Source organism: Aquamicrobium terrae, from assembly GCF_040545735.1.
GTDB classification, from domain to species: Bacteria; Pseudomonadota; Alphaproteobacteria; order Rhizobiales; family Rhizobiaceae; genus Mesorhizobium; species Mesorhizobium terrae_A.
The window spans coordinates 163602-185633 of the sequence record NZ_JBEPML010000011.1 but is presented as its reverse complement, the minus strand read 5'-3'; the positions used below and the strand labels follow the sequence as shown (position 1 = coordinate 185633).

General features: G+C 64.5%; 15 protein-coding genes. 1 reads left to right on the top strand and 14 read right to left on the bottom strand.

The genetic code is table 11. The annotated features are described in order from the left end of the window. Nucleotides 1–5: 5 nt before the first annotated feature. Genes ABID37_RS16630 through ABID37_RS16590 form a run of 9 tightly spaced genes read right to left on the bottom strand, consistent with a single transcriptional unit; the run spans nucleotide 6 to nucleotide 13006 of the window. Entirely contained in the window at nucleotides 6–2339 is a 2334-nt protein-coding gene (locus tag ABID37_RS16630) for a GumC family protein (RefSeq protein WP_354196749.1), read from the bottom strand. Nucleotides 2340–2393: 54 nt separating this feature from the next. Then, the gene (locus ABID37_RS16625) at nucleotides 2394–3149 is read right to left on the bottom strand and encodes a polysaccharide biosynthesis/export family protein (protein ID WP_354196747.1); all 756 of its coding nucleotides are present in this window, start codon (nucleotides 3147–3149) and stop codon (nucleotides 2394–2396) included. Between the two features lie 45 nt (nucleotides 3150–3194). Beyond that, nucleotides 3195–4454 (bottom strand): glycosyltransferase family 4 protein, encoded by a 1260-nt coding sequence (locus ABID37_RS16620; RefSeq protein ID WP_354196745.1) that lies wholly within the window; start codon nucleotides 4452–4454, stop codon nucleotides 3195–3197. A 10-nt stretch (nucleotides 4455–4464) separates the two neighbouring features. Further along, nucleotides 4465–6087 carry a heparinase II/III family protein gene (locus ABID37_RS16615; RefSeq protein WP_354196785.1) on the bottom strand — a complete coding sequence of 541 codons (1623 nt, stop codon included), beginning with the start codon at nucleotides 6085–6087 and terminating at the stop codon, nucleotides 4465–4467. 2 nt (nucleotides 6088–6089) lie between these two features. Next, nucleotides 6090–7145, bottom strand: a complete 1056-nt coding sequence (gene wecB / locus ABID37_RS16610; RefSeq protein ID WP_354196743.1) for a non-hydrolyzing UDP-N-acetylglucosamine 2-epimerase — start codon at nucleotides 7143–7145, stop codon at nucleotides 6090–6092. Between the two features lie 29 nt (nucleotides 7146–7174). Beyond that, nucleotides 7175–9325: a bi-domain-containing oxidoreductase gene (locus ABID37_RS16605; protein ID WP_354196741.1), complete on the bottom strand. Its 2151-nt coding sequence runs from the start codon at nucleotides 9323–9325 to the stop codon at nucleotides 7175–7177. After that, nucleotides 9322–10521: a glycosyltransferase family 4 protein gene (locus ABID37_RS16600; protein ID WP_354196739.1), complete on the bottom strand. Its 1200-nt coding sequence runs from the start codon at nucleotides 10519–10521 to the stop codon at nucleotides 9322–9324. The genes ABID37_RS16605 and ABID37_RS16600 overlap by 4 nt, the downstream gene beginning before the upstream one ends. Continuing rightward, on the bottom strand, nucleotides 10518–11645 hold the full coding sequence (locus ABID37_RS16595) for a glycosyltransferase family 4 protein (RefSeq protein ID WP_354196737.1): 1128 nt from the start codon (nucleotides 11643–11645) through the stop codon (nucleotides 10518–10520). Before ABID37_RS16595 ends, ABID37_RS16600 begins: the two co-directional genes overlap by 4 nt. Continuing rightward, entirely contained in the window at nucleotides 11645–13006 is a 1362-nt protein-coding gene (locus ABID37_RS16590) for a hypothetical protein (protein WP_354196735.1), read from the bottom strand. Before ABID37_RS16590 ends, ABID37_RS16595 begins: the two co-directional genes overlap by 1 nt. Before the next feature lie 140 nt (nucleotides 13007–13146). On the opposite strand from ABID37_RS16590, the gene ABID37_RS16585 reads away from it, so the two are divergent. Beyond that, nucleotides 13147–14334: a DUF2793 domain-containing protein gene (locus ABID37_RS16585; protein WP_354196733.1), complete on the top strand. Its 1188-nt coding sequence runs from the start codon at nucleotides 13147–13149 to the stop codon at nucleotides 14332–14334. A 38-nt stretch (nucleotides 14335–14372) separates the two neighbouring features. On the opposite strand, the gene ABID37_RS16580 is transcribed toward ABID37_RS16585, so the two are convergent. From ABID37_RS16580 to ABID37_RS16560, 5 genes are all read right to left on the bottom strand, one after another. Further along, nucleotides 14373–15656, bottom strand: coding sequence for a glycosyltransferase family protein (locus tag ABID37_RS16580; RefSeq protein ID WP_354196731.1), 1284 nt, complete (start codon nucleotides 15654–15656; stop codon nucleotides 14373–14375). Nucleotides 15657–15667: 11 nt separating this feature from the next. After that, entirely contained in the window at nucleotides 15668–17407 is a 1740-nt protein-coding gene (locus tag ABID37_RS16575) for an ABC transporter ATP-binding protein (RefSeq protein WP_354196729.1), read from the bottom strand. A 24-nt stretch (nucleotides 17408–17431) separates the two neighbouring features. Beyond that, nucleotides 17432–18667, bottom strand: a complete 1236-nt coding sequence (locus ABID37_RS16570) for an exopolysaccharide biosynthesis polyprenyl glycosylphosphotransferase (protein WP_354196727.1) — start codon at nucleotides 18665–18667, stop codon at nucleotides 17432–17434. Nucleotides 18668–19177: 510 nt separating this feature from the next. Further along, on the bottom strand, nucleotides 19178–19669 hold the full coding sequence (locus tag ABID37_RS16565; RefSeq protein ID WP_354196725.1) for a transcription termination/antitermination NusG family protein: 492 nt from the start codon (nucleotides 19667–19669) through the stop codon (nucleotides 19178–19180). Nucleotides 19670–20011: 342 nt separating this feature from the next. Continuing rightward, complete coding sequence (locus ABID37_RS16560; protein ID WP_354196724.1) at nucleotides 20012–22006, bottom strand: polysaccharide biosynthesis protein; 1995 nt, start codon at nucleotides 22004–22006, stop codon at nucleotides 20012–20014. Nucleotides 22007–22032: the final 26 nt, after the last annotated feature.

The following is a 22032-nucleotide window of genomic DNA, read 5'->3' as shown; positions in this document are numbered from 1 at the left end:
TGTCCTCAGACTTCCTGCCTGACGCGCCAGGCAGGATGGCCGAGGTGTTGCCCGGAGCGGGCCGGCGACAAGGCCGCGACCTCGTCGCCGGCCATTCTTCCACCATAGCCATAGGCATCGCGGCTCAGATATTTGTAGACGTGGCGGTAGACCGGCTTGCGGGCCGAGACTTTCGTGAAGGCCACTCCCAGTACATTGGCGCCGGCCGTCCGGATACGCCTCAGCGCCGTGCGGGCGGCCTTGCGGGTCACATGGTTGGCTGAGACCACAAGGAGGGTTGCGTCCGCAACACGGCCGAGGATCGACGCATCGGAGAGCCCGGCAATGGGCGGCGCATCGATGACGACGATGTCGTAGCCGTTGGCAAGCCTGGGCAGGAGAAGCCGCATTCTCGGGGAGGAAAGCAGATCGGCGGGGTTCGGCGGCGGCGTGCCGGCAGTCATGACGCTGACATTCGCGCTGACCTGCCTGATCAGCCTGGGAAGATCACCGCGTCGAACCGTGTTCGTCAGCATGTTGCCTAGGCCCACCGCATTGTCGAGCTTGAACAGGCGGTGCATGACGGGCCTGCGCAAATCCGCATCCACCAGCAGCACCTTGGCGCCAAGGGCACCGAAATCATTGGCCAGCTTGCAGGCAGTTGTCGACTTGCCTTCCGATGCCTCACAACTGGTGACGAGCAGCACACCCGGCGCACCTCGCGCGCCGGAAAACTGCAGTGACGCGCGCAACGAACGGTAGCCTTCCGAAAGGCTGGAGCGCGGATCGGCCATGGCCTGCCTGAAGTCACGCTCATCGACGGCCGGCACGACACCCAGAACGGGCAGTTGAAGCTCGGTCTCGACCTGTTCCGGATCGGAAAAGCCGCTGTCGAGCAACTCCAGGATGTAGATGGCCGCCGCGCCGGTCAACAGCGACAGCACCAGCCCCATGGCAAGGTTGACGGGCAAGCGCGGCGCATAAGGGGTTCGCGGCAAAACGGCCAAGTCGACAATGGCTGCGTTCCGGCTCCGCAATTCGGAACCGACGGCCACCTCGTTCAGCTTGGCGATCAGGCTTTCATACTGGGAACGGTCGGAATCCACCTCACGCTTCAGGATTGTGTACTGGATGTTCTTGTCCTGATAGGCGGCCTGCTCTGCTTCCAGTTCCGAAAGCTTGTTCCTGAGGTCATCGACCTTGGCGAGGGTCTCGCCATGCTTGATGCGGATCGCCTCGGTGATGGCCCCGATGCCCTGTTTCAACTGGCTCTCGATTTCACGAATCTGCGCGCCAAGCTGCTGCATCTCCGGGAACCCCGGCTTGAACAGGGTCAGCTTCTGCCGATATTCCGCCTTCAGCTCCGCCAGCCTGCCGCGCAGTTTCTCCAGCCCTTCGCTGCCCAGCACCTGTTCGAGGCTTGCGCCATGACCACTGTCGATCTGCCTGACAAGACGCCCGTAGTCGAGGCTTTCCTGGATCGCGAGCGCCAGTGCCCGGTTGATCTCGGTCAGGTTGGCGGCGATCAGGGAATCGTCGCCGCCCGTTATGGTGATACCGGCGCCCCGCGCATAGTCGACCAGCGCCTCCTCCGACTTCTGCAGGCGGCCCTTTGCTTGCAGCACCTGTTCCTGGATGAATTTTCGAGCCTGCGAGGAGGTGTCGCCGGCCTGGTCGACACGCTGATCGATGAAGCTGCGGGCGACCTGGTTGGCGACCTGATAGGCATATTCCGGCTGCGGGTCGGAATAGGTGATGGACAGCAGGTTCGTGTTGGCGATCGGCTCGACCGAGAGATTGGCCAGAACCTTCTCGACCGCCAGCCGGGCGCGTTCTTCGCCAGAGTATCCCGGGATGTCTTCCCGATTGGAGGCGCCGAACGCCCAATTGAGAATGTTCGCAGGAAGAAGCCCGCCGCGTGGGGTGAGGAAATCCGCCCTCTCCCCCAGACCGAGATCGAGCACGACACGCTCGGCCAGCGAGCGGCTCCTCAGCTTCTCCCGCGCCGTCAGATAGGAGCGGATGTCGCTTCTTTCGGAGGTGACTTCCATGTCCCGGAAGATTTTCGCCGGCGGCACCAGCACCTCCAGCCGCGCCGTTGCCCTGTATCGCGGCGTCATCATCATGGTGGCGACCAGAGCGCCGACCAGACCGATCGCGGCCATGGCGACCAACAGCCAGCGATAATGCACGACATGGCGAAACAGGCGCAGGATATCGATGCCTTCTTCCTGCCCGGAAGCCTCATGAGCATGGCTCCGAAAATGCCCATGCCGATCATGGGACGCATCGAGGAAGGCGAGCGGCCCGTTTCCAATATGTCCTGGGCCGATATGGCGCGGATGATCAACTATGCTCATATTCCAATCCCTCCCCCGGAACGCGGAACGATCGCGTCAAGTCATTGGATTGCATCATGGAATGACGGCCAGCCGGCTCGCGTTGACCGCAATCCCCAGCGCTTCCTTCAGATTGTTGAGCGCCACCCGGCCTTGTGACGTGAACACCATGACGACATCGCCGCCATAGATGCGGGGATTGGCCATGCGGCCGCTGCGAATGGCGCCCACATCATAATTGGCTACAAGTCTGGCGCCTCCGACCTCACGGAACACATAGACCTTGCCCTGGTCGGCGACATCGCGGAAGCCGCCCGCCAGTGCGATGGCATCGAGCAAGGTGGTGCCCGCGGAAACCGGATAGAGGCCGGCCCGGGCGACCTCCCCGTCGATGGTCACGCGCTGGCCGGCCGATTCCTTGAGGAAGACCGTGATATCGGGCGATTGCAGGTAGGAGGCGCCGTAGGCCTTCTCCAGTTCCCGCTCCAACTGGCGCACGGACTTGCCGGCGGCTGTCCTCACCCCGATCAAGGGCAGGGAAATGAGACCGGAGGAATCGACCTGCACCGTGCGGTCGAGGGACGCCGCCTGATAGACGCTGATCTCCAGAACATCGTTCGGCGACAGGAATTGTTCGGTCCCGTCACGCGTGCCAGCCGGGGCCGGCAGGTGCTTCACCAGCTTGAGGCTCCCGTCAGCCGTGGAAGCCTCTGGCCCCGACTGCAAGGCCAGCACATCCGAAGGGGCCGCGCCGGTATTGGCGGTGCTGGTGCAGCCACAGGTGAAGCCCAACAGGAGTATGACAGGAAGCAGGCTTCGGGTTGCTCTCATCGCCTTGTCCATTCGTGAAAACAGGATTGTCGAAACACCCGTCGATCAGGGCCCGGCAGGGACTTCCCGCACTGCCGTTTCGCCGCTCACACAGCCCTCGACAAGCCGAAGCATATGGCTGGCCAGACGGCGCCGGTCGTATTTGACGGCCGCCCGTGTGCCGTTGCCGCCCAATGTCGAGGCAAGCACATCGTCGGCCGCCAGCTCGACCAATCGGTCGCGCAGGTGGACTGCATTCTCCGGTTCGAAGACGAGACCGGCCTCCTCGCGCTCAACGAGTTCCGCCGCTTCCCCGCGAACGCCGAGCAAGACCGGAACGCCCATGGCCATGCTCTCGAACAGTTTGGACGGGATCACTGTGGTGAAAAGCTCGTTGCGGCGCAGATGGATGACGGACGCATCCAGCAGCGACCAGTAGCGCGCGACCTGCGCTCTCGGCACGGGATCGAGAAAGGTGACGTTGGAAAGCCCCATGTCCCGCGCCCGCCTGCAAAGCGATGCCTTTGCCGCCCCGTCTCCCAGGAACAGCAAATGGATGTCCTCGCGACCCTCCTCCCGCAGCAGCCGGGCGGTTTCCAGCAGCGTTTCCAGCGCATGGGCAAGGCCATGGGTGCCGATGTAGCCGGCGACGAATTTACCCCGCAGACCCAGCTTCTGCGCCAGTTCCTCGTCCTTTGGGGCCTGTCGAAACAGGCGCAGGTCGGCACCGTTGGTCACGACATGGAGTTTTGCCGGATCGATGCCGCGCGCGGCGAGCTTCCTCTTGAAGGAATGCGTTACCGCAACGATCATCGTTGCCTTGCGGTAGAGGAACAGCTCCAGCTTCTCCAGAGCCGAAAGCAGCGACGGCCGCTTTATCGCGCCGACGGCACGGATCGACTCCGGCCACAGGTCGCGCAGCTCGAAAATGAACGGCACGCGATGCAAACGACTGACGAAGTAGCCCGCGCAGGCGGCAAAGAATTGCGGAGAGGTGGCGATGACGACATCCGGCCGCCCGACCACAAGACCAGCCGGGATCGCGGAAACCATGAAGCTCATATAGTCGAGGCTGCGGCGCAGAAAGCCCTCGTTGGCGGCGATGTAGCTCCACACCCGCACCACCTCGATGCCGGCCGTCGTCTCGCGGCCGAACACCCGGTTCCGATAGCCTTCGAACAGCTTTCCCGCCGGGAAATTGGGTGCACAGGTGATGACCGTAACCCTGTGGCCTGCCTCGACCCATTCGCGACAATGCTCGAATGTACGGCTGGCCGGGGCATTCACTTCCGGGGGGAAATTGTCGGTCAGGAACAGGATATGCATGCGGAAACCGTCAGGCGGCGGACCAGCGGAATTCGACGGCACTTTTACCTTCATTGAGCCTGACCGCCAGACATTGCGAAGGTTGGCTCAAGCCGAATTCGGAATGCCAGCTCGATGGCTGCAGGCGGGCCTCGCCACAGGCAAGACGCCAGCGCAGAACCTCCGTGGATGCCAATATCAGCCGGCCCGACCGGCCGTCTTCGGAAAGGATAGCGGTATGGTCCGGATGGAAATGGAACAGCGCCTCGGCCACCGCATGGGAGCCCCGGACCGCATCTCTGACGGTCAGGCCGTCCTCCGCGAAGATCCACGTGCGGTGGTGGTAGGGCCGCCCCGGCAGGCGCGCATAGCCGTCATGGCCGCAGGCTACGACCGGACCGCCAACCGCCTGCGTCACCGAAAGTCCGTGCGGCCGCGCCCGCCGCGCCACTCGGAATCCCGACCAGACCTCCGAGGAATCCTGTCCGTCGATAACGACGGTGTTGTGGGCGGCCGTTCCCCGCTGTCGCTGGCGCTCCAGCCCGCTGCCGTAAAGCGACGTTCCGGAATTGACGATAACCCGCTGCCCACGAACCGACAGTTCGAAGGACAGCGTATCTGCATGGGCATGGCCCGGAAGATGGTCCGGGCCGACACGTGCCACGTCGATCAGCGCCACCGCGCGGCTGTCCTGCAACCGGATATAGCCGCTATCGCGCAGCCAGGTGCATCCGTTCCGCACAGCTTCACGGGAAGGAAAGCCGAGACGCCTTGCGTAACGCTCCAAAGCTTTGGGGGAGGGAGCGATCCCGATCGCGGCGTCATTGAAGAAGGCGATCTCGCCATCGGGATGGCACATGCAGGCAAGCCATCCGCGCATCGCCGCGATCTTTGCGCCCCATGCAGGAGGGACCGTGGCTCCGCTGCTGCGCATGACGTTGACGAGGTCGAGCATGTCCTCGAGCGCCAGCGCGTGATACATCGTGCTCAGCTCGAAATGGCCGCCATCCGCGAGGATTTGCTCGTCCACCTCCCGCTCCAGAAGCCGAAAGCCAAGCTGCCGCCAGCCCTCCGCCTCACGGCCTGAGAAGAAGGACCCGGCAAAGACCAGCGCCTTGGCATTGGCCAGGAGATGATTGCCGAGCAGATGATGCTCCAGCCGCCGGACGAGCCAGCGGGTTTGGATGGCGAGGCTGTGCAGCGCTTCTCCGCCAAAGGCATTGCCGGCCAGCGCCCATTTGATCCAGTTCACGATGCGCAACGATGTCGGATAAGGCTCCCAGCCGCTCCCCGCGCCGGGAGGGTTTTCGGCGATCCAGCGAGCGATCAGGGCCTTGTGCCATGGTTCACGCCACGCGGCGCCCTCGGCGTTGAGATCGTCGAAATAGTGGAGATTGTAGCGCCACAATTTGGAGAGCGCAGGATCGTCCCAGCCATGGTGCGACAGCGAGTGCGCCTCGTTGAGAAAACAGAATTCCTCCGACCCGGTCAGGCTCCGGCGCCGCCGCGCCGGTGTCACCCAGGGCCCTTGATGGGCTCGCAGGGGCGGTGCGGGACACAGATTCGGCTGTGGCCTGATGGCGCGAGACCATGCACGGCCATAGATCTGGACCGGCCGCAAATGGCGCAGGGTTTCCCAGTAAAGACGCGGCATGTTCACGCCGGCAGCAGCTCCTCGAGCGCCGTCACGATGCGCTCCCCGGTGCGGCCGTCCCACTTGTCGGGAATTTCGCCGCGCTTCCATTGGCCGGCGAACAGGCGTCGAAGAGCGTCTCGAAGCGCGGCCGCATCGGTTCCGACGATCTCGTTGGTGCCGACAGAGACGGTTTCCGGCCGTTCCGTCGCATCACGCAGCGTCATGCACGGCACGCCCATGACCGTCGCCTCCTCGCTGACACCACCGGAATCGGTGATGACCGCCCTGGCATGGCGAACCAGATGGTTGAATTCGAGATAAGGCTGCGGCTCGACGAAACATATCGCGCCCGGCAGACCGGAAATGGTCCGCAGCGTTCGCGCCGTTCGCGGATGGACCGGGAAAATCACCGGCAGACCCCGCGCGCACGCGCCGATGGATTTCAGCAATCGCTCCAGGCAAGCAGCCTCGTCCACATTGGAGGGGCGGTGCAACGTCATGACAAAATAACTGCCCGGCGACAGGCCCAGTTCGCTCCAGAACGGAGGTGGGCGCAACCGGTCGAGATTGGCCAGCAAGGTGTCGATCATCGTGTTGCCGACAAAGAAGATGCGCTCATCCTCGATGCCCGCGTGCCGGAGATTGTCACCTGCCCCTGCGCTGGTGGTGAAGAACCAGTTGGTGATGGCGTCGGTCACCCTGCGGTTGATCTCTTCCGGCATGGTCCAGTCGCCGGAGCGGATGCCCGCCTCGACATGGGCGACCGGCACTTTCAACTTCTGCGCGGCGATCGCACAGGCCATGGTGGAGGTGACATCGCCGACCACGAGACAGAGCCTGCCGGGGACCTGCATGAGCAGTTTTTCATAGCCTGTCATGATCGCAGCCGTCTGCTCCGCCTGTGTTCCCGAACCCGCCAGAAGGTTGACGTCCGGCTGGGGAATGCCGAGCTGGGCGAAGAAGTCGCCGGACATGCGCGCGTCATAGTGCTGGCCGGTATGGATGAGCCTGTAGGCCAGATGCCCACCCTCGGCCCGGCGCCTTTGCATTGCGCGGACGATGGAAGCGACCTTCACGAAGTTCGGCCGCGCGCCGGCAACGATGTCTATGAGGGGCAGCGACCCGTACCCCTTCCCGGCACTGCCGCCGCAAGCTCGACCGTCACCCTGCCGACCTCCAGCAATTCGCGGAACGGGATCGGCCCTTCCCCACCCTGCTCCACCGCCCGCACGAAGGCCAGGGCGCAAGCTTTCCAACCCTTGTCCTGCCGCCACAGGCTCATGCTGCGAAAGCCGGGCCAGCCGAAGCCACGCAGACGGCGGAAATTGTCCAGTTGGAGAACCCCGCCGCCGGCAAACACTTCCAGCCGCTCCTTGGGAAAGCGCCTCGAGCCGTTGGCGAAATAATGGATCGAACCGAGCGAGCCGTCGGCGAAGGTCAGCGTGATGATGACCGTATCGCCGGCCGGCCCATCCATGGCTCGTAGATCGTAGCCACTGATGGGCGCACCGGCGAGATGGCGCAGCAAGTCGATGAAATGGCAGGCTTCCCCGACGATGCGCCCGCCACCCGTTTCCGGGTCCTGTGTCCAGTGACTGGCCGGAACCGGCCCCGCATTGACCGTCATGACGAACGCCTTCGGCCCGGGCGCGTCCCCAAGCAGGCTCCTGATCTTGCGTATATGGGGTGCGAACCTGCGATTGAAGCCGACCATGACGACAGGCGCGATACCGGCGCCCGCGGCCGCATCGCGCGCGGCCTCGATGGCATCGAGCCCGTCACACGCAAGGGCCAGCGGCTTTTCCACGAAAACATGCTTGCCAGCAGCCAGCGCGCGGCAAACGAGGTCCGCATGGCTGTCATGGCGCGTGGCGATCACCACCGCGTCGACCGCCGGGTCTTCCAGCACCTCGGCGCTATCGGTGGTTGCCTTCCCGAAACCGAATTTGCGCCCGACATGAAGGCCGCTGACCCCGCCCCGTGACGCGACGGTCACCAGACGCGCGCCCGTCGCCTTGAAGGCGGGCGCCAGAACCGCGCCGGCATGTCTTCCCGCCCCTATGAAACCCATGGCGACCTTGCCGGCACCAGCCGGCGCCGGCGGCCGCAACGCCACCACGCGGTGAATGGCCGGTTCGGCGTGCTCCATCGCCGAATGATCGAGGAGTATTCCAAGCGATGGCCCTTCGCCCGCGAGGATTTCATACGCCCTGCCGGCCCCGGAAAGCGGAAAACGGTGCGAGACCAGCGGCCTTACGTCGAGCCGGCCGTCCGCCATCATGTCGAGCACGGCCTCGAAATTCCGCTGCGCGGTCCAGCGCACGAAACCCGCCGGATAGTCCTGCCCCTTTTCCTCGTAGCCCGGATCGTGGCGGCCGGGGCCGTAGGAGCAGGATACCTGGAAGCTCAGCTCCTTCTCGTAGAAATCGGCGCGCGACAATTCGAGCCCGGTGACGCCGACGAGCACGATGCGGCCGCGCTTGCGGCTCATCTGCGCGGCCTGATGCACGGGTCCACTGCTGCGGGTCGAGGCTGTGACGAGGACGGCATCGACGCCGCGCCCACGGGAGAAGTTGTGCGCGGCGGCCATCGGGCCGGCCCCGGTCGAAAGATCGAAGGTCTCGGCCCCGAAGCTTTCCGCGAGCCGCAGCCTTGCCGGATCGACATCGAGGCCCAGCACCCGGCAGCCATGGGCGCGCAGCAATTGCACGGCGAGCAGCCCGATCAAGCCGAGACCGCTTACGACCACCGCTTCGCCCAAGGTCGGCTGCGCCAGCCTTATGCCCTGAAGGGCAACCGCGCCGACCACCGCAAAGGCGGCCTCGTCGTCCGACACCGCATCGGGAACCCTGGCGCAGAGATTGACCGGAGCCGCAACCACCTCGGCATGGCCGCCATTGGAGACGACGCGCTGGCCGGTCGGGAAGCCGGTGACGCCGGAACCGGCCTCCAGCACCCGGCCGACATTGCAATAGCCAAGCGGCAGCGGCTGGTCGAGCCTGTTGCGCACGGCCTCCAGCGTCGGCGCCAACCCGTCCGTCCTGATCCTGTCGAGCACTTGCCGCACCTTGTCCGGCTGGCGACGCGCCTTGCCGATCAGGCCCGCCTTGCCGAAATCGACCAGCATGCGCTCGGTGCCGGCCGATACCAGCGTGCACGATGAGCGGATCAGCACCTGTCCGCGCCCGGCGACGGGACACGGCACCTCGGCAAGCTCGATCGCGCCGGTTTTAAGCGATTGCAGGATTTGTCTCATGATTGCGACAGGCAGGTGAAGAGCTTGCGGTTCGCTTCGAGCGCGGCGGCATCGGTTCCCCGGCTTTCGGCGAAGGCGACCGCGCGAACCCTCATTTGCATTTTCACGGCAGCCGGCAGGCGCGCCATGTGGTCGATCCTGCCTGCAAAAAGGTCTGCATTTCCAAGCGGAAGGTCCCAGCCGAGGCCGATCTCTTCCAGATCGCGCCACGGCGTTGCATCGGAAATCAGCACCGGCACCCCGGCGGCAAAAGCTTCGAGGATGGCGTGACCGTAGTTTTCGCCCAGTGTGGGCAGGAAAAACAGGTCGTAGCCGGCAAGGACGGAGCGAACCCGCTCATGCTCCACGCTGCCGCGATGGCTGGCCTGCACATGGCGCGGAAGTTTGCGGATCAGTCGTTTGCAGCGCGCCCAGTAAACCTCGTCGCGAACCGGGCCATAGATGTCGAAGCGAACGGGCATCCGAACGCGACGAAGCACCTCCAGAGCGAAATCGAGGTTCTTCATCGGCGAGATGCGCGACAGGAAAACGACGCGCAACGGGTCGCTTGCAAGGGTTGGGCGGGTGAGGGCCGGGCGGGCAAGGGTTGTCCGGGGCTCGGCGATCTCCGGCAGATTGGTCGCAATCCTGACATTACAGGCGAGCGGCCCCAGCGTGCGCCGGATGTCGGCGGCCTCGGACGCGGTCGACGCCTGCCATTCCAGGTCGCGATACAGGCCGAACGCCCCGACCAGCGCCAGGAACGCCTTCTTGCGGGCCGGTTTCAGGGCAAGCGCGCCCTGGGCGAACTCGCCGCGCGGGGCAACGACACATCTGCTTTTCGGGACACGCCCGAACCGGCGCGCGAGAAGCGGCTTCACGGTGAAGTCCGGATCGAAAAAACTGTTCAGATAGAGCGTTTCGTGCGGCGTCTCCCGCAATATCCGCGCGATCCGCGACAAGCCCCTTTGCCGCGGCGCGAGATAGAGCACCTTCGCCTTGCCGATCCGCTGCCAGCCGCTTGCAGCATCGATCTGGGGGTAAGGCCTAGTGTCGGTCGCGTCACGGTCGCAGGTAACGATGCGGAAATCCAGCTCGTCTCCCAGAGCCTCCACCAGATTGGCGATGGTGCGGACTGGCCCGCCGGATTTATAGCCCGGCAGGTAGCAGCGCAGGAAAACCAGCACGACCGGACGTGCGCTTGCGGCTTCGCTCATGCCGGTTCGATGCACTTCCCGGCCGGAGCCCATGGCGCCCGCGGCATGACATTCGTTCGAGGAAAAAGAAGTGCGTCCAGATAGGCGGCGCCGTCGGTTGCGCCGAGGCAGCGCGCCCACGCGGCCAACCGACGGCGCTCATCTTGCGTCTGCCGGCCTTTCGCCATGGCTTCGGCCAGCAGCCTGCCCAGACCCGGGGCATCACCCGATGGGAACACGCCGCCATGATTGCTGGCCAGCACCACGCCGGCGGCGCCGCAGGCATCGGAGCAGATGGCGGGCGTGCCGGCCATGAGCGCTTCGGACACCACCGCGCCCCAGCCGTCGTAGCGGCTGGGCAGCACGAGGCAATCCGCCCGCGCCATGTGCGCCTGAACCTCCGCCATGGGCCGCCGGCCCAGCCAGCGCACCTGCCCCGGCAATTTTTCGGCCGCCGTTTTCCGCAATTTTTCTTCCAGCGGCCCGGAACCCACCACGACCAGTTCAAAAGCCCTGTCCGGCAGGGCTGCGAGCGCCGCAACCAGCAGGTCCAGCCGCTTCAATTCGACAAACCGGCCAACGAACAGGAAACGGAACTTCGGCCCGGCATCAAAATCCGCGACCGTGTCCGGAACGCGGTCAGGCAGGAAGTAGGCGAAGGGAACCGCTTTTTCGGCCGCTAGCCCGCGTGCGGCCAGCCATGGCGAGGTGGTGTGGCCGATGGCCAGAACGCCTTGCAGATACGCACGCCGGTTTTCGATCAGGCGGCGATATGCGAGCCGCTTGAACCAGCCCCGCCATCCGCCATCGTCCACTGCTTCCACGGCCGCCCATTGCACCAGCCCACGGGCGGCAAGCTGCCGCTGGGCAATGGAAATCATCCCGTTTCCCCTGAGCCCCTGGCAGATATGGAGGCTACCGTCAGGCACGCGATCGACCAATCGGCGCACCGCATCGGCGGTCGGCGCCAGCAGCAATCGCGCGTCGCCCAGCGGCGGCACGTGCCAGCCCTGCGCCTTGCGAGCCGCCGACATCTCCGCTTGGGCAACATAGGTGACGTTTCGGCCGCGCGCAGCCAGGGCTGCCGCCAGCCCGGCCATATGCGGCGAGACCATGCGCTGCCAGAACCAGACCGCGCCCGCCATCACGCCTTCCGCAGCAAGGCAGAACCGCAGGAATACGCCCAGCCAAACAGGATCAGGGGTAGCAGCCCCATGCCACCGGGGGAAAACAGGATGGCCTCGCCCATGTTGAGCAGCAATGCGGTGAGGCAGACCGCCAGGGCGGCCACGCCGCCGCGAGCGCTTGCCCTGAGCAGTGACAGCAGCCACAGAGCCACCAGCACCGCACCGAAAATCCCGAGTTCCTCCAGCACCATAAGCGGCACCACGCCCTTTTCCACGGAAGCGCCGACCGGCAGGCCGAGCACGGGATCCCTCTTCACCTCCATCAGCGCCGGTTCGGAAGCGATGCCGAAGCCCATGCCTGTCAGCGGATGTTTTCCGATATTGTCCAGCATGGCGTCCACCACGCGCCCGCGCGAACGATCATAGGCTTGCAGAAGCCCCGTCACCTCGACGCCGCCCGCCTGCGCCCGGCCGGACTTGGTGACATAGTTCTGGACCGTGGCGACGACGGCCGGCGCCATGGAAGCCCCGGCTGCAATCACCATCCCCGTCACCATCCAGAAGCGTGCGCTGCGCAGGCCCGGAAGCGCGTGGCGAACAGGTTCGCGGGCAAGGATCAGCCCAAGCGACACGGCAAGCGCCACGCCCAGCCCAAGGGCGAGGCCGGCGGTGCGCGCCTCCGACAGGAAGATGCAGGCCAGCGATGCGCCGGCCACGGCAAACAGCGACCATCGCGGCCGCTCCTCTGCCAGCAGGCGCGCCATGGCCCATGCACACAGCAGAGCCATGGTCGCGCCAAAGGCCTGCGGATGGTTGAGGATGCCCTGGAAACCGGTGCCGTTGCGCAGGTAACCCAGGGGCGCTGCCGCCAACGGCAGGCTTGCGAGGAGGATGACCACCAGCCCCTGGAAAAACTGGCGGGCCACCTTCTCTCCTTGTCGGCCCGAAAGCCCGCTCCACAGGGAAACCGAGGTCGCCGTAGCCAGCACCCATGCCGTTGCCTTCAGCACGGAGACATCCGCCATCGAGCTGAACAGCATCGAGTGCAGGGCGATGAACAGGCCGAGCAGAAGCGTGGCAAAGGCAAACGGACGCATATGCAAACTACCGCTGCGCAGATTGCCGTGCAGCATCGCGGAAGCCGCCGCCGCGAAAAGCACGGCATGGCGCCCGACCGTGGCGGCGTCCACTTCCGGAGCAAGGCCCGGATTGATCATTGTGAAGAGCCATGAAAGCCCCAGCGCGCGAATGGCATGGGCGCGGCCGAACAAGGCATAGCCGGCCAGCACAAGGTAGCTGAAATCGGCGGTGGGGCCGGACGCAAGGCGCATGGCCAGCATGACGGCAAGAGGCGCTGCCTCCCGAAACCCGATTGGCATGACCTTCGGGCGAGGCAACGCTGCCCGGTTCGGGATCGTCACGGCCACGATCCGGATCCGCCCTTGCCCGCCGTTTTATCCACGCTCCCGCCGGCCGGCCTACACTTCCGCCGAACGAGCGGCGAAAGGCGACGACGACCATGGACGAGACTACCGCATTGCTGAAGCTTCCCTACATCATGCCCTCGCAGGCGCAGAAGCATGTCACCCACAACGAGGCGCTGCGAATGCTCGACGCCATCCTGCACATCAAGGTGGAAGACAGCGGCCGAACCGACCCGCCCGACGACCCCGCCGATGGCCAGCGCCATGCGCTGGGAGCGGAACCGGCGGGCGCGTTCGCCGGCCGGGCCGGCCACATCGCCGCCTTTCAGGACGGTGCCTGGAATTTCCACGAACCTCGCGCGGGCTGGGTCATCTGGGACGCGGCAGCCGCAGCGCTTCTGGTGCATGACGGTTCCGGCTGGGTTCCGGCGGCGCCCGATCCGGAAACCCTGCCGTTGCTCGGCCTCAACACCAGCGCCGACGCCACGAACCGGCTGGCCGTGGCAAGCCCGGCCACGCTGCTGACCCATGACGGCGGAGGCCACCAGCTCAAGATCAACAAGGCCGAAGCCGGCGCCACCGCCTCGCTGCTGTTCCAGACCGCATGGTCGGGGCGCGCCGAGATGGGCCTTGCCGGCACCGACGATTTTTCCATCAAGGTTTCCGCCGACGGGTCGCTTTGGAACACGGCGCTGGTGGCGGATCGGGCCACGGGCAATGTCTCGACGCCGGCCCGTCTGGGCGTCGGTACGTCCGAACCGCTTGCCACCGCGCATGTGGCAGGAGCGATGGCGCTCGGTAGCGCAGTGACCCAGGCCCGGCTGACCAGCGGCACGCCCGGCAATACCGGTCGGGTGCTGAGCCTGATCGACCCCGCCGCCGTCATCCGTGTCTGGCGCAGGCAGACGGCAGGCAATTCGGCGACGGTGGAACTGGCCGTAGGCGACGGTTCGGACAACATCACCGACCCCTCGATCCGCCGCTGGGACTTCGGCGTCACCTACAACACCAACCGCTTCGAGTTCCGCTATCTCACCGGCACGGCCCAGGTGGCCATGTCGATCCAGTCGGACATGCGCATCGGCCTCGGCACCCAGACGCCGCATGCCTCCGCCCATCTCGAAGTGGCCAGCACCAGTCGCGGCTTCCTGCCGCCGCGCATGGACAGCGCCCACCGGGACGCGATCGCTTCCCCGGCCGAGGGCCTGATGGTCTACAACACGAGCACGCATGAGCCCGAGTTCTGGAATGGAACCGCGTGGGTGGGCATGGCGGGAGCTTGACGGTCCGGTTGCGTGGTCACGCATAGGGCGGCGCAGGTTCATTCGCCCGGCGCCGCCTGCCGGGTTTCAAGGGAGACATCGCGCTTCTTCACAAGGTCATCGAGTATCGAGGCCAGTTGTGCCGCCTGCGCGCTCCGGCTCCACCTTTCCCGGACAAGCAGCGCGCGACGCCTCAACTCGTCTTCCGGGGCGCGCAACGCGGCCAGGATCGCGGCCTCGATCCCGGCGGGCGCTGGCTTCGTCAGCATCCACAAGCCCGAAAGCCTGGAGAACATGGTGCGGGCCGCGTTCGACGGGTTGAGGACGATCACCGGCGCTGGGATGGCGAGATATTCAAAGAGCTTGCTTGCAATCGCAGGGATGCGGCTTCGCTGCTCGCTCAACACCGTGACCAGAATCCGGGCCGAGGCGATCTCCTCGAGCGCCCTCGCATGTGCAACCATGCCCGTGAATTCAGCCCCACTCCCGAGGATTTTCGTGATCTCCGGCCTGACCGACGGGGGCCGGCCGACAATCCGAAGACCGATGGTCTCCCCCGAGCGCCGAACAGCGGCGACGGCGCTGGCAAGGGCGACCGTCTCCGGCGCCTCGGAGAAGCCGACGACCTTGATCCAGCCGGTCTGCCGTCCCGGTTCGTGGGAAGGCTCCATCGGGGCGATTTCGGAAGGAACGCCATTCGTCACCACCGTCGTCTTGCCGGCGACGGCGGGAAACCGCCTTGCGATCCATCTCTTGTGAGCCGGAAACGTGCAGGTGATGTGATCGGCCGCCCGATAGACCTCCGCTTCATGGCGAAGGCTTCCACGGGTCTTGCAGCACTCCATCCATCCGGCCTCTCGGCGCATATGGGCGTGGTACACATCCCGGAAATCGGCCACCCAGCACAGATCGGGAAATGACTTTTTCAGGCGCATGCCAGCCGTATGCACAGAATGCGGCGGTCCGGTCGTGATCACCGCATCGGGGCGGATTTCCCCGACAAGCCTTGCCAGCCTGTCGCCCGCCGTCGTCCAGAACAGGATGCCGGTATCCGGCGCCATGAAACGCCCCATGAAGCCAGCAAAGGCGTTCTTGGCCGGCCCCAGCCGGCCGAGACGCCGAGCGGTGAAGGGGGACGGCGCATCGCTTATGAAATGAACCTTGATATGGGGATGGACGGCTTCCGACACCTCCGCCCCGGTCGCGGAATATCCATGGTGCTTGCGCGCCACGTCCACCTGCCAGCCATGCTCAGGCAGGAGCCTTGCCCACTGCGTGGCCCTAACCGCCCCGACGACGGGATCGGGGAAGAAATTCGAGGTGATTATCAGCAGTTTTCCCACGGCCTGCGGTTTCAGCCCCATGAAAAGACAGGGCGGCACCCGGCACGCGAGACTGTCCCGCCGTCCAGCCTCACCACCATGTCGCAGCCTTCCAGCGTGCCCGGCCGATGGGCGATAACAAGGATCGTGAGGTCGTTGCCGAGCCTTTCGATGGCCGCCATCACGGCGCTTTCGGTTTCCATGTCGAGCGCGCTGGTCGCCTCGTCGAACACCAGCACCCGCGCCTGCTTGTAGAGCGCGCGTGCAATGCCGATGCGCTGGCGCTGGCCGCCGGAAAGCCGGATGCCGCCCTCGCCCACCCGCGTGTCGTAGCCCTGCGGCAGCGCCGCGACCACATCGGCAAGCTCGGCCTGCTCGGCGGCATGGCGCACCCTTTCGCGGTCGATGTCCTGCGGCCTGACGCCGAAGGCGATGTTCTCGGCCACGCTGGCATCGGCAAGATAGATCGCCTGCGGCACATGGGCGATGTTCCTTTGCCAGGCGGGTCGGTTCGCCGCCGTCAGCGCCACGCCATCGATGCGGATCACACCGGCGTCGGGCTCCAGCAGGCCCAGAACGAGATCCACCAAGGTCGACTTGCCGCTGCCGGTCTTGCCGGCAATGCCGACCCTCGCCCCCTGCGGTATGTCGAGATTGACACCCCGGAGCACCGGCGCCGGGCTGCCCGGATAGGCGTAGGAGATGTTTTCGAGGCTGATGGCATGGTTGAACGGCAGCGGGACATTCCCGACCACCGCTGCCGGAACCGGCCGGCCCAGCAGTTCCACGACATCTGTCAGAACCTGCCTGTTGCCCATCGCCATCGCCCAGCCGTTATAGACCTGCTGGATCAGCGGCAGCAGTTTTTGCGCGCCGAGCGCAAGCGCGGCCAACACCGGCACGGCTGCGGCCAGCCCTCCGGGCCGCTGAACCACCACAACGGCGATCATGGCGATCAGCACCATCCCGATCGCCTCGACGATGAAGCGGGGAGCCCCGGCGAGCACGGCGTTCCTTGTCCGCGCCCCGCTGAAGCCGGCCTCCGCCTGTTCGTAGGCCTCGACGAACACGGCCTGCGACCGGTCGAGCAGCACGTTGCGGATGCCGCCCAGTCCTTCCTGCATGGTCTGCACACGCCTGTCCTGCGCACGAGCGATGACCGCGCCATTGCGGCGCAGACCCCGGCGCGCGGCGAAGGACGCGACAAGATAGATGAGCGCCAGACCCGTTCCCGAAACCAGCGCCACCATGGGGTCGATCACGATCAGGCCGGCAATGATGGCGAGGCCGATCACCGCCGCGATGGCCCCGTACATCAGCGGCAGCAGCACATGGCTGGTGACCATCTGGACCTTATTGACCGAGGCGAGGATTTCGCTGGAGTTGTGCTGGGCGTGATAGGAATAGGGCTGCGCGAGCGTATCCGCATAGAGCCTCACGCCCAGTTCACAGGAAACGCCGTAGACGAACCTGTTGCTGGCCCACAGGAGCGCCAGTCGCAAGGCAGCCGCCATGAGCGCCGCTCCTGCAAACAGGGCTGCCATGATGTGCCCGGACCATAAAACGGCAGGCCCGCCACCGGGATTGCTTGCCGGCAGGGCGACCGTGCCCAGAAGCGGCACCACCGTGCCGATGGTCACGACCTCGGCCAAGGCACCCGCCAGCATCAGGACCATAAGCGGCGCGAAGGCCCGGCGGCGCGAAGGCGTCAACCGGCCGAACAGCACCGACAGCGCGGTGGCCAGCGACATGTCCTCGCCGTCACTTTTCATCGCGGCTGTGTCGTTGCGCTTTCTTTACTTCGCACCGAAGCCGGTCAGCATGATCCGGATGGTCCTCATGACGATGACCAGATCGAGCCAGGGCGAGAAGTTCTTGATGTAGTAGAAGTCGTAATGAAGCTTTTCGTGCACGTCACCGATGGCCGCCACATGGCCCTGGTTGACCTGCGCCCAGCCGGTGATGCCGGGCCGCACGATATGGCGATAGGGGTAGAACGACAGTTCCTTCTCGTACCACAGGGACAGCATCAGCGCCTCGGGGCGAGGTCCGATCCAGCTCATCTCGCCGCGCAATATGTTGAAGAGCTGCGGCAGTTCATCGAGACGGGTGCGCCGCAAAACGCGCCCGATGCGGGTGATGCGCGGATCGTCTCCCCGGGTTATGGCCTTCTCCCGCGCGGTTACGGGGCCGCCGCGATCGTCGCGCATGGTGCGGAACTTGTAGAGCGTGAACACCGCTCCTCGATGACCGACCCGCTGCTGGCGAAACAGGGCCGGTCCCGGCGAGTCGAGCCGGATCAAAAGCGCCACGATGAGCAGCAGCGGCGATGCCACGATCAGGACGGCCAGAGCGACCAGCCAGTCGGCGGCCTGCTTGATCCTGCTGTAGGCCTGGTTCGGATGGAGGGACCCCAGCGTATTTTCGGACAGGTGTTCTATCTCTACCCGGCCGGTCAGGGATTCCAGCACCTGCTTGACGTGATAGACCGGCATGCCGGACAGCACGCAACCGGTGATGAAGCGAACCCAGGCATCCGGCAAATCGGCACGCAAATCCGCCACGACGCCCTGGATCCTTCCCGGAACCAGGCCGGGCCTTTGAAGCCTGTGCCAGGCGACGCCCCTGACTGCCGCCAGGCGATGGACACTTCCCACGGGGACCACCGCCAGCCTGCCGGGCTCCAGGCGGTTCAGGGAGGCGGCAAGGCTGAAGTACCACAATGTCGAGATGAGAAAGGAGCCCGCCGCCTGAAACCGGCTGTAGTCCAGCCGGAAAAAGAAGATGACGAGAAACACCAAGCCGTAGCTCAAGGTAAAGGCCGGCAACAAGGTGCCGAAGGTGGCGACACCTGGAAACGCATCCAGACGGCGGTAAATCAGATAGCCCGAGATGTGGGCGAAGATGGCCGCCGTGATCGTCACCTGAAGGTTGATGGAGTACACGACCTTCGGTTCCGCCATCGCCCTTATCAGCAGCGGAATGCCGACGGCCAGAAGCAGGCCCCCAAGCAGCCGATATCGCAGCCGCATCTGTAGATGTATGCAACCGCGATCTGCAACCATTTGTTGCAATTGAAGAGGAATCATGTCATGCCTCGTCAGGTCAGGACATCCATGGACTGGGAACGGAAGGTGGCAGGTCAGGCTCCCCCGAAAAGGGAAGTTGTTCGTGTAATGGCGAAGCAGTAGAGAAGCTGCGGGTTCTCGAACGGCAGGGCATTTTTGCCTGTAACCGGAGTCCGGATATGCATGGATTAAGGCTACCTACCGGCCAATGTTGGGCGAGCGGGCGGATAGCTATGGCTACATCACTGTGCCGATACAGCTATGGCTCGTCCTGCTCCCCATCGCCTCATTGACTTTTCGGTTTAAGGCTACCGCACACCCGGTGCAAATACCGCACCAGTGTCGTCTTATCCCCCGCACGGGCACGTCTCAGGCGCCAGAACCGCCAGACGTGCCTCAGCCCCCCGCATGTCCTTATCCCGTCACCGGGCTCCATTTTGAACGGACATGCTTCACGTCGTACATCTCGCCCCGCTAGGCTCGCATCAGCCTGTCGACCGTCATCTGCACAGGCACACGACTGGCCAAAAACTCCATCAACACCGTTACCCGGCCACGCTCATCGAGATCGACAAGCTGGCCGATTTGCTGCGCCAGCGGCCCATCCAGGATTTCGACGCTGTCACCGGGCTTCAATTCAGAACTGAAATCAACGACGCCATTGTCATTCGCGCGGCTTTTCAGGGCTTCCACGAAACCGCGCTCGACCGTAACGGGACCATCATCGCCAGTGATGATGCGTTTCACGCCAAATGTGCCGTTGATCGATCGCCAGCGCACCGCAGAGGACGCTTCCAGAAACAGATAGGCGGGAAACAGCGGGATGACGGCGATGTGAAAGCGACGGGCATGGCGGACGGTCCTGCGCATCCGCGGCAAGAACACGTCAAATCCCTGGTTGGCCAGATTGAAAGCTGCCTGAACCTCTTTTCGAGGCTTGGTCGTGACAACAAACCAGTCCGACATGCTGAACTCAAAACCCCTCGACTTCCGCAAGGATCAAACAACCCCTTGCAGATGCCAACGCCTAACTGGCGTTCCCCCATGGCTATTATTCATAGCTTCTCTTTACAGATAGTCAAATATTCATAGCTTCTCTTTACAGATAGTCAAAAGGGAATCTGCCTGCTGGAACAATTCCATTATACATTGGCATAGAAGGCCTGAATTAGCGGAAACTGCGGAAATTGGCAGAAAAGCGGGCCGGAAACCTTGGCCGCAGTGCAAATCGCACCCCCTTGCCGGAAGGCGCGGGCACAGGAAATATCAGGGTGCACCTGGGTGAAATGGGCGCGCGACTGTCCCGGACTATGCGACAGGCTTCGGAAAGGAAGGCGTTTCCCGGTCCTTGCCGGCGGTGGGAATGGCTTCGGGATCGTAGTTGTCGTCATCGCTCGACACCACGGCACCGGGCCTGAATTCCGGCACGATGTGGCGCAGCAGTTCCACCACCCGGGCATGGTCCTCGCTCTCCACGGCGCCCTCGAGGAAACCGAGGGTCTTGTGGAACAGCTCCTTGTCGATCACCCGCGGCGAGGCCACGAAATAAGGAGCGTCCTCACTGCGTTGAGAAACCTCGGACGGATCGAAAAGCTCCTCGTAGAGCTTCTCGCCGGGGCGCAGGCCGGTAAAGACGATGTCGATGTCGACATAGGGCTTGAGGCCGGCAAGCTGGATCATGCGTTCGGCAAGATGGACGATCTTCACCGGCTTGCCCATGTCCAGCACCATGATGTCGCCGCGCTTCCTGCCGGCATAGGCGGCCGCCGCGTTGAGCACGAGGCAGACGGCTTCCGGAATGGTCATGAAGAAGCGGGTGATTTCGGGATGCGTCACCGTCACCGGGCCGCCGGCGGCGATCTGCTTTTCGAACCGGGGAACGACGGAGCCGTTGGAGCCCAGCACGTTGCCGAACCGGACCGTCGTGAACAAGGTCGTCTGGCAAGCGATGTCCAGAGACTGGCAGTAAGCCTCGGCGGCACGCTTGCTGGCGCCCATCACATTGGTCGGGTTCACAGCCTTGTCGGTCGAGATCATCACGAAATTCGAGACGCCGTATTTGACGGCCGCCTCGGCGACATTCCTGGTGCCGAGCAGGTTGGTCTTGACCCCCTCGACAGGATTGCCTTCCACGATCGGCACATGCTTGAGGGCCGCGGTGTGGAAGACGAGGTTCGGCCGGAACCGTTCGAAGATGCTCTCCACCTTGGCGCGGTCGCGCACATTGGCCAGGCTCGTCACCATGCGGATCTGCGGATAGTGCTCGCGAAGCTCCATATCGAGCTTGTAGAGATGGAATTCGGAAGCGTCGGCAAGGATGAGCTCGGACGGCCCATATTCGGCGATCTGGCGGCTCAGTTCGGAGCCGATCGAGCCACCGGCCCCGGTGACCAGAACGACCCGGCCATTGATGAGCCGGGCGACGCTTTCCAGATCCGCCGCGATCTCCGGCCGGCCCAGCAGATGCCCCAGGTCGATCTGCTTCGGCTGAAGCAGGCTCTGGCCCGTCAGCAGCGCCGTTTCGGTGAAGTCGGGAATGCGCGACACCTTGATGCCCAGCCGGGTGGCCGCCTGCACCACCTCGGCCAGATGCTGCCTGCTGGGCCCGGATTCGGTGTCGATCAGTTCGGAGATCGGCATCCCTTTCCGCGCGAAACGGTCGGCAAGCGCTTCCAGCTCGTCGAAATCGCCCAGGACCTTGACGCCCTGGATGATGCGGGCCTGGTTGAGAATTCCGTCGTCCAATATGCCGACGATGTTGAATTCGCTGGTCGCGCCGCGCCTGTTGGCCCGCACGAAGCTCTCGGCGTTGTCGGTGAGGCCATAGAGAAGCACGTTGCGCGTGGGCCTGCCCTGACGGCCGTTCATCGTCCCTGGCCAGAAGAAGAAGGCCCTCTCCATCACCATACGATAGGTCATCCGGCTGAACGACAGGCCGGCAACCAGATAGATCAGCGTCAACACCGGCACCGACCGCGGCACGTTCGAGCCGCGCGTCAGCAGGAAGGCGGCAATCGTATAGGCTATCACCGATGCCGAGACGACCTTGAGGATCGTCATGATGTCGGGGATCGAGAAATAGCGCCACGACCCGCGGTGCATGGAGAAAAGCCAGAAGAAACAGATGAAGATCGCGGTGAAGCCCAGCGCCTTCTCTTCAAGACCGGGCACGGCGAACAGGAAACGCTCGCCATAGGCGGTGACGTAGGAGAGGACGAAGGCCGCGAACGCCGTAAAGACATCGAGCAGGGAGCCTGCGGCTCGCCACAGCCGCGCCCCACCTATGAATTCACGCAATTTCATGCTGTCGCAATTCTCCTATGCGGACA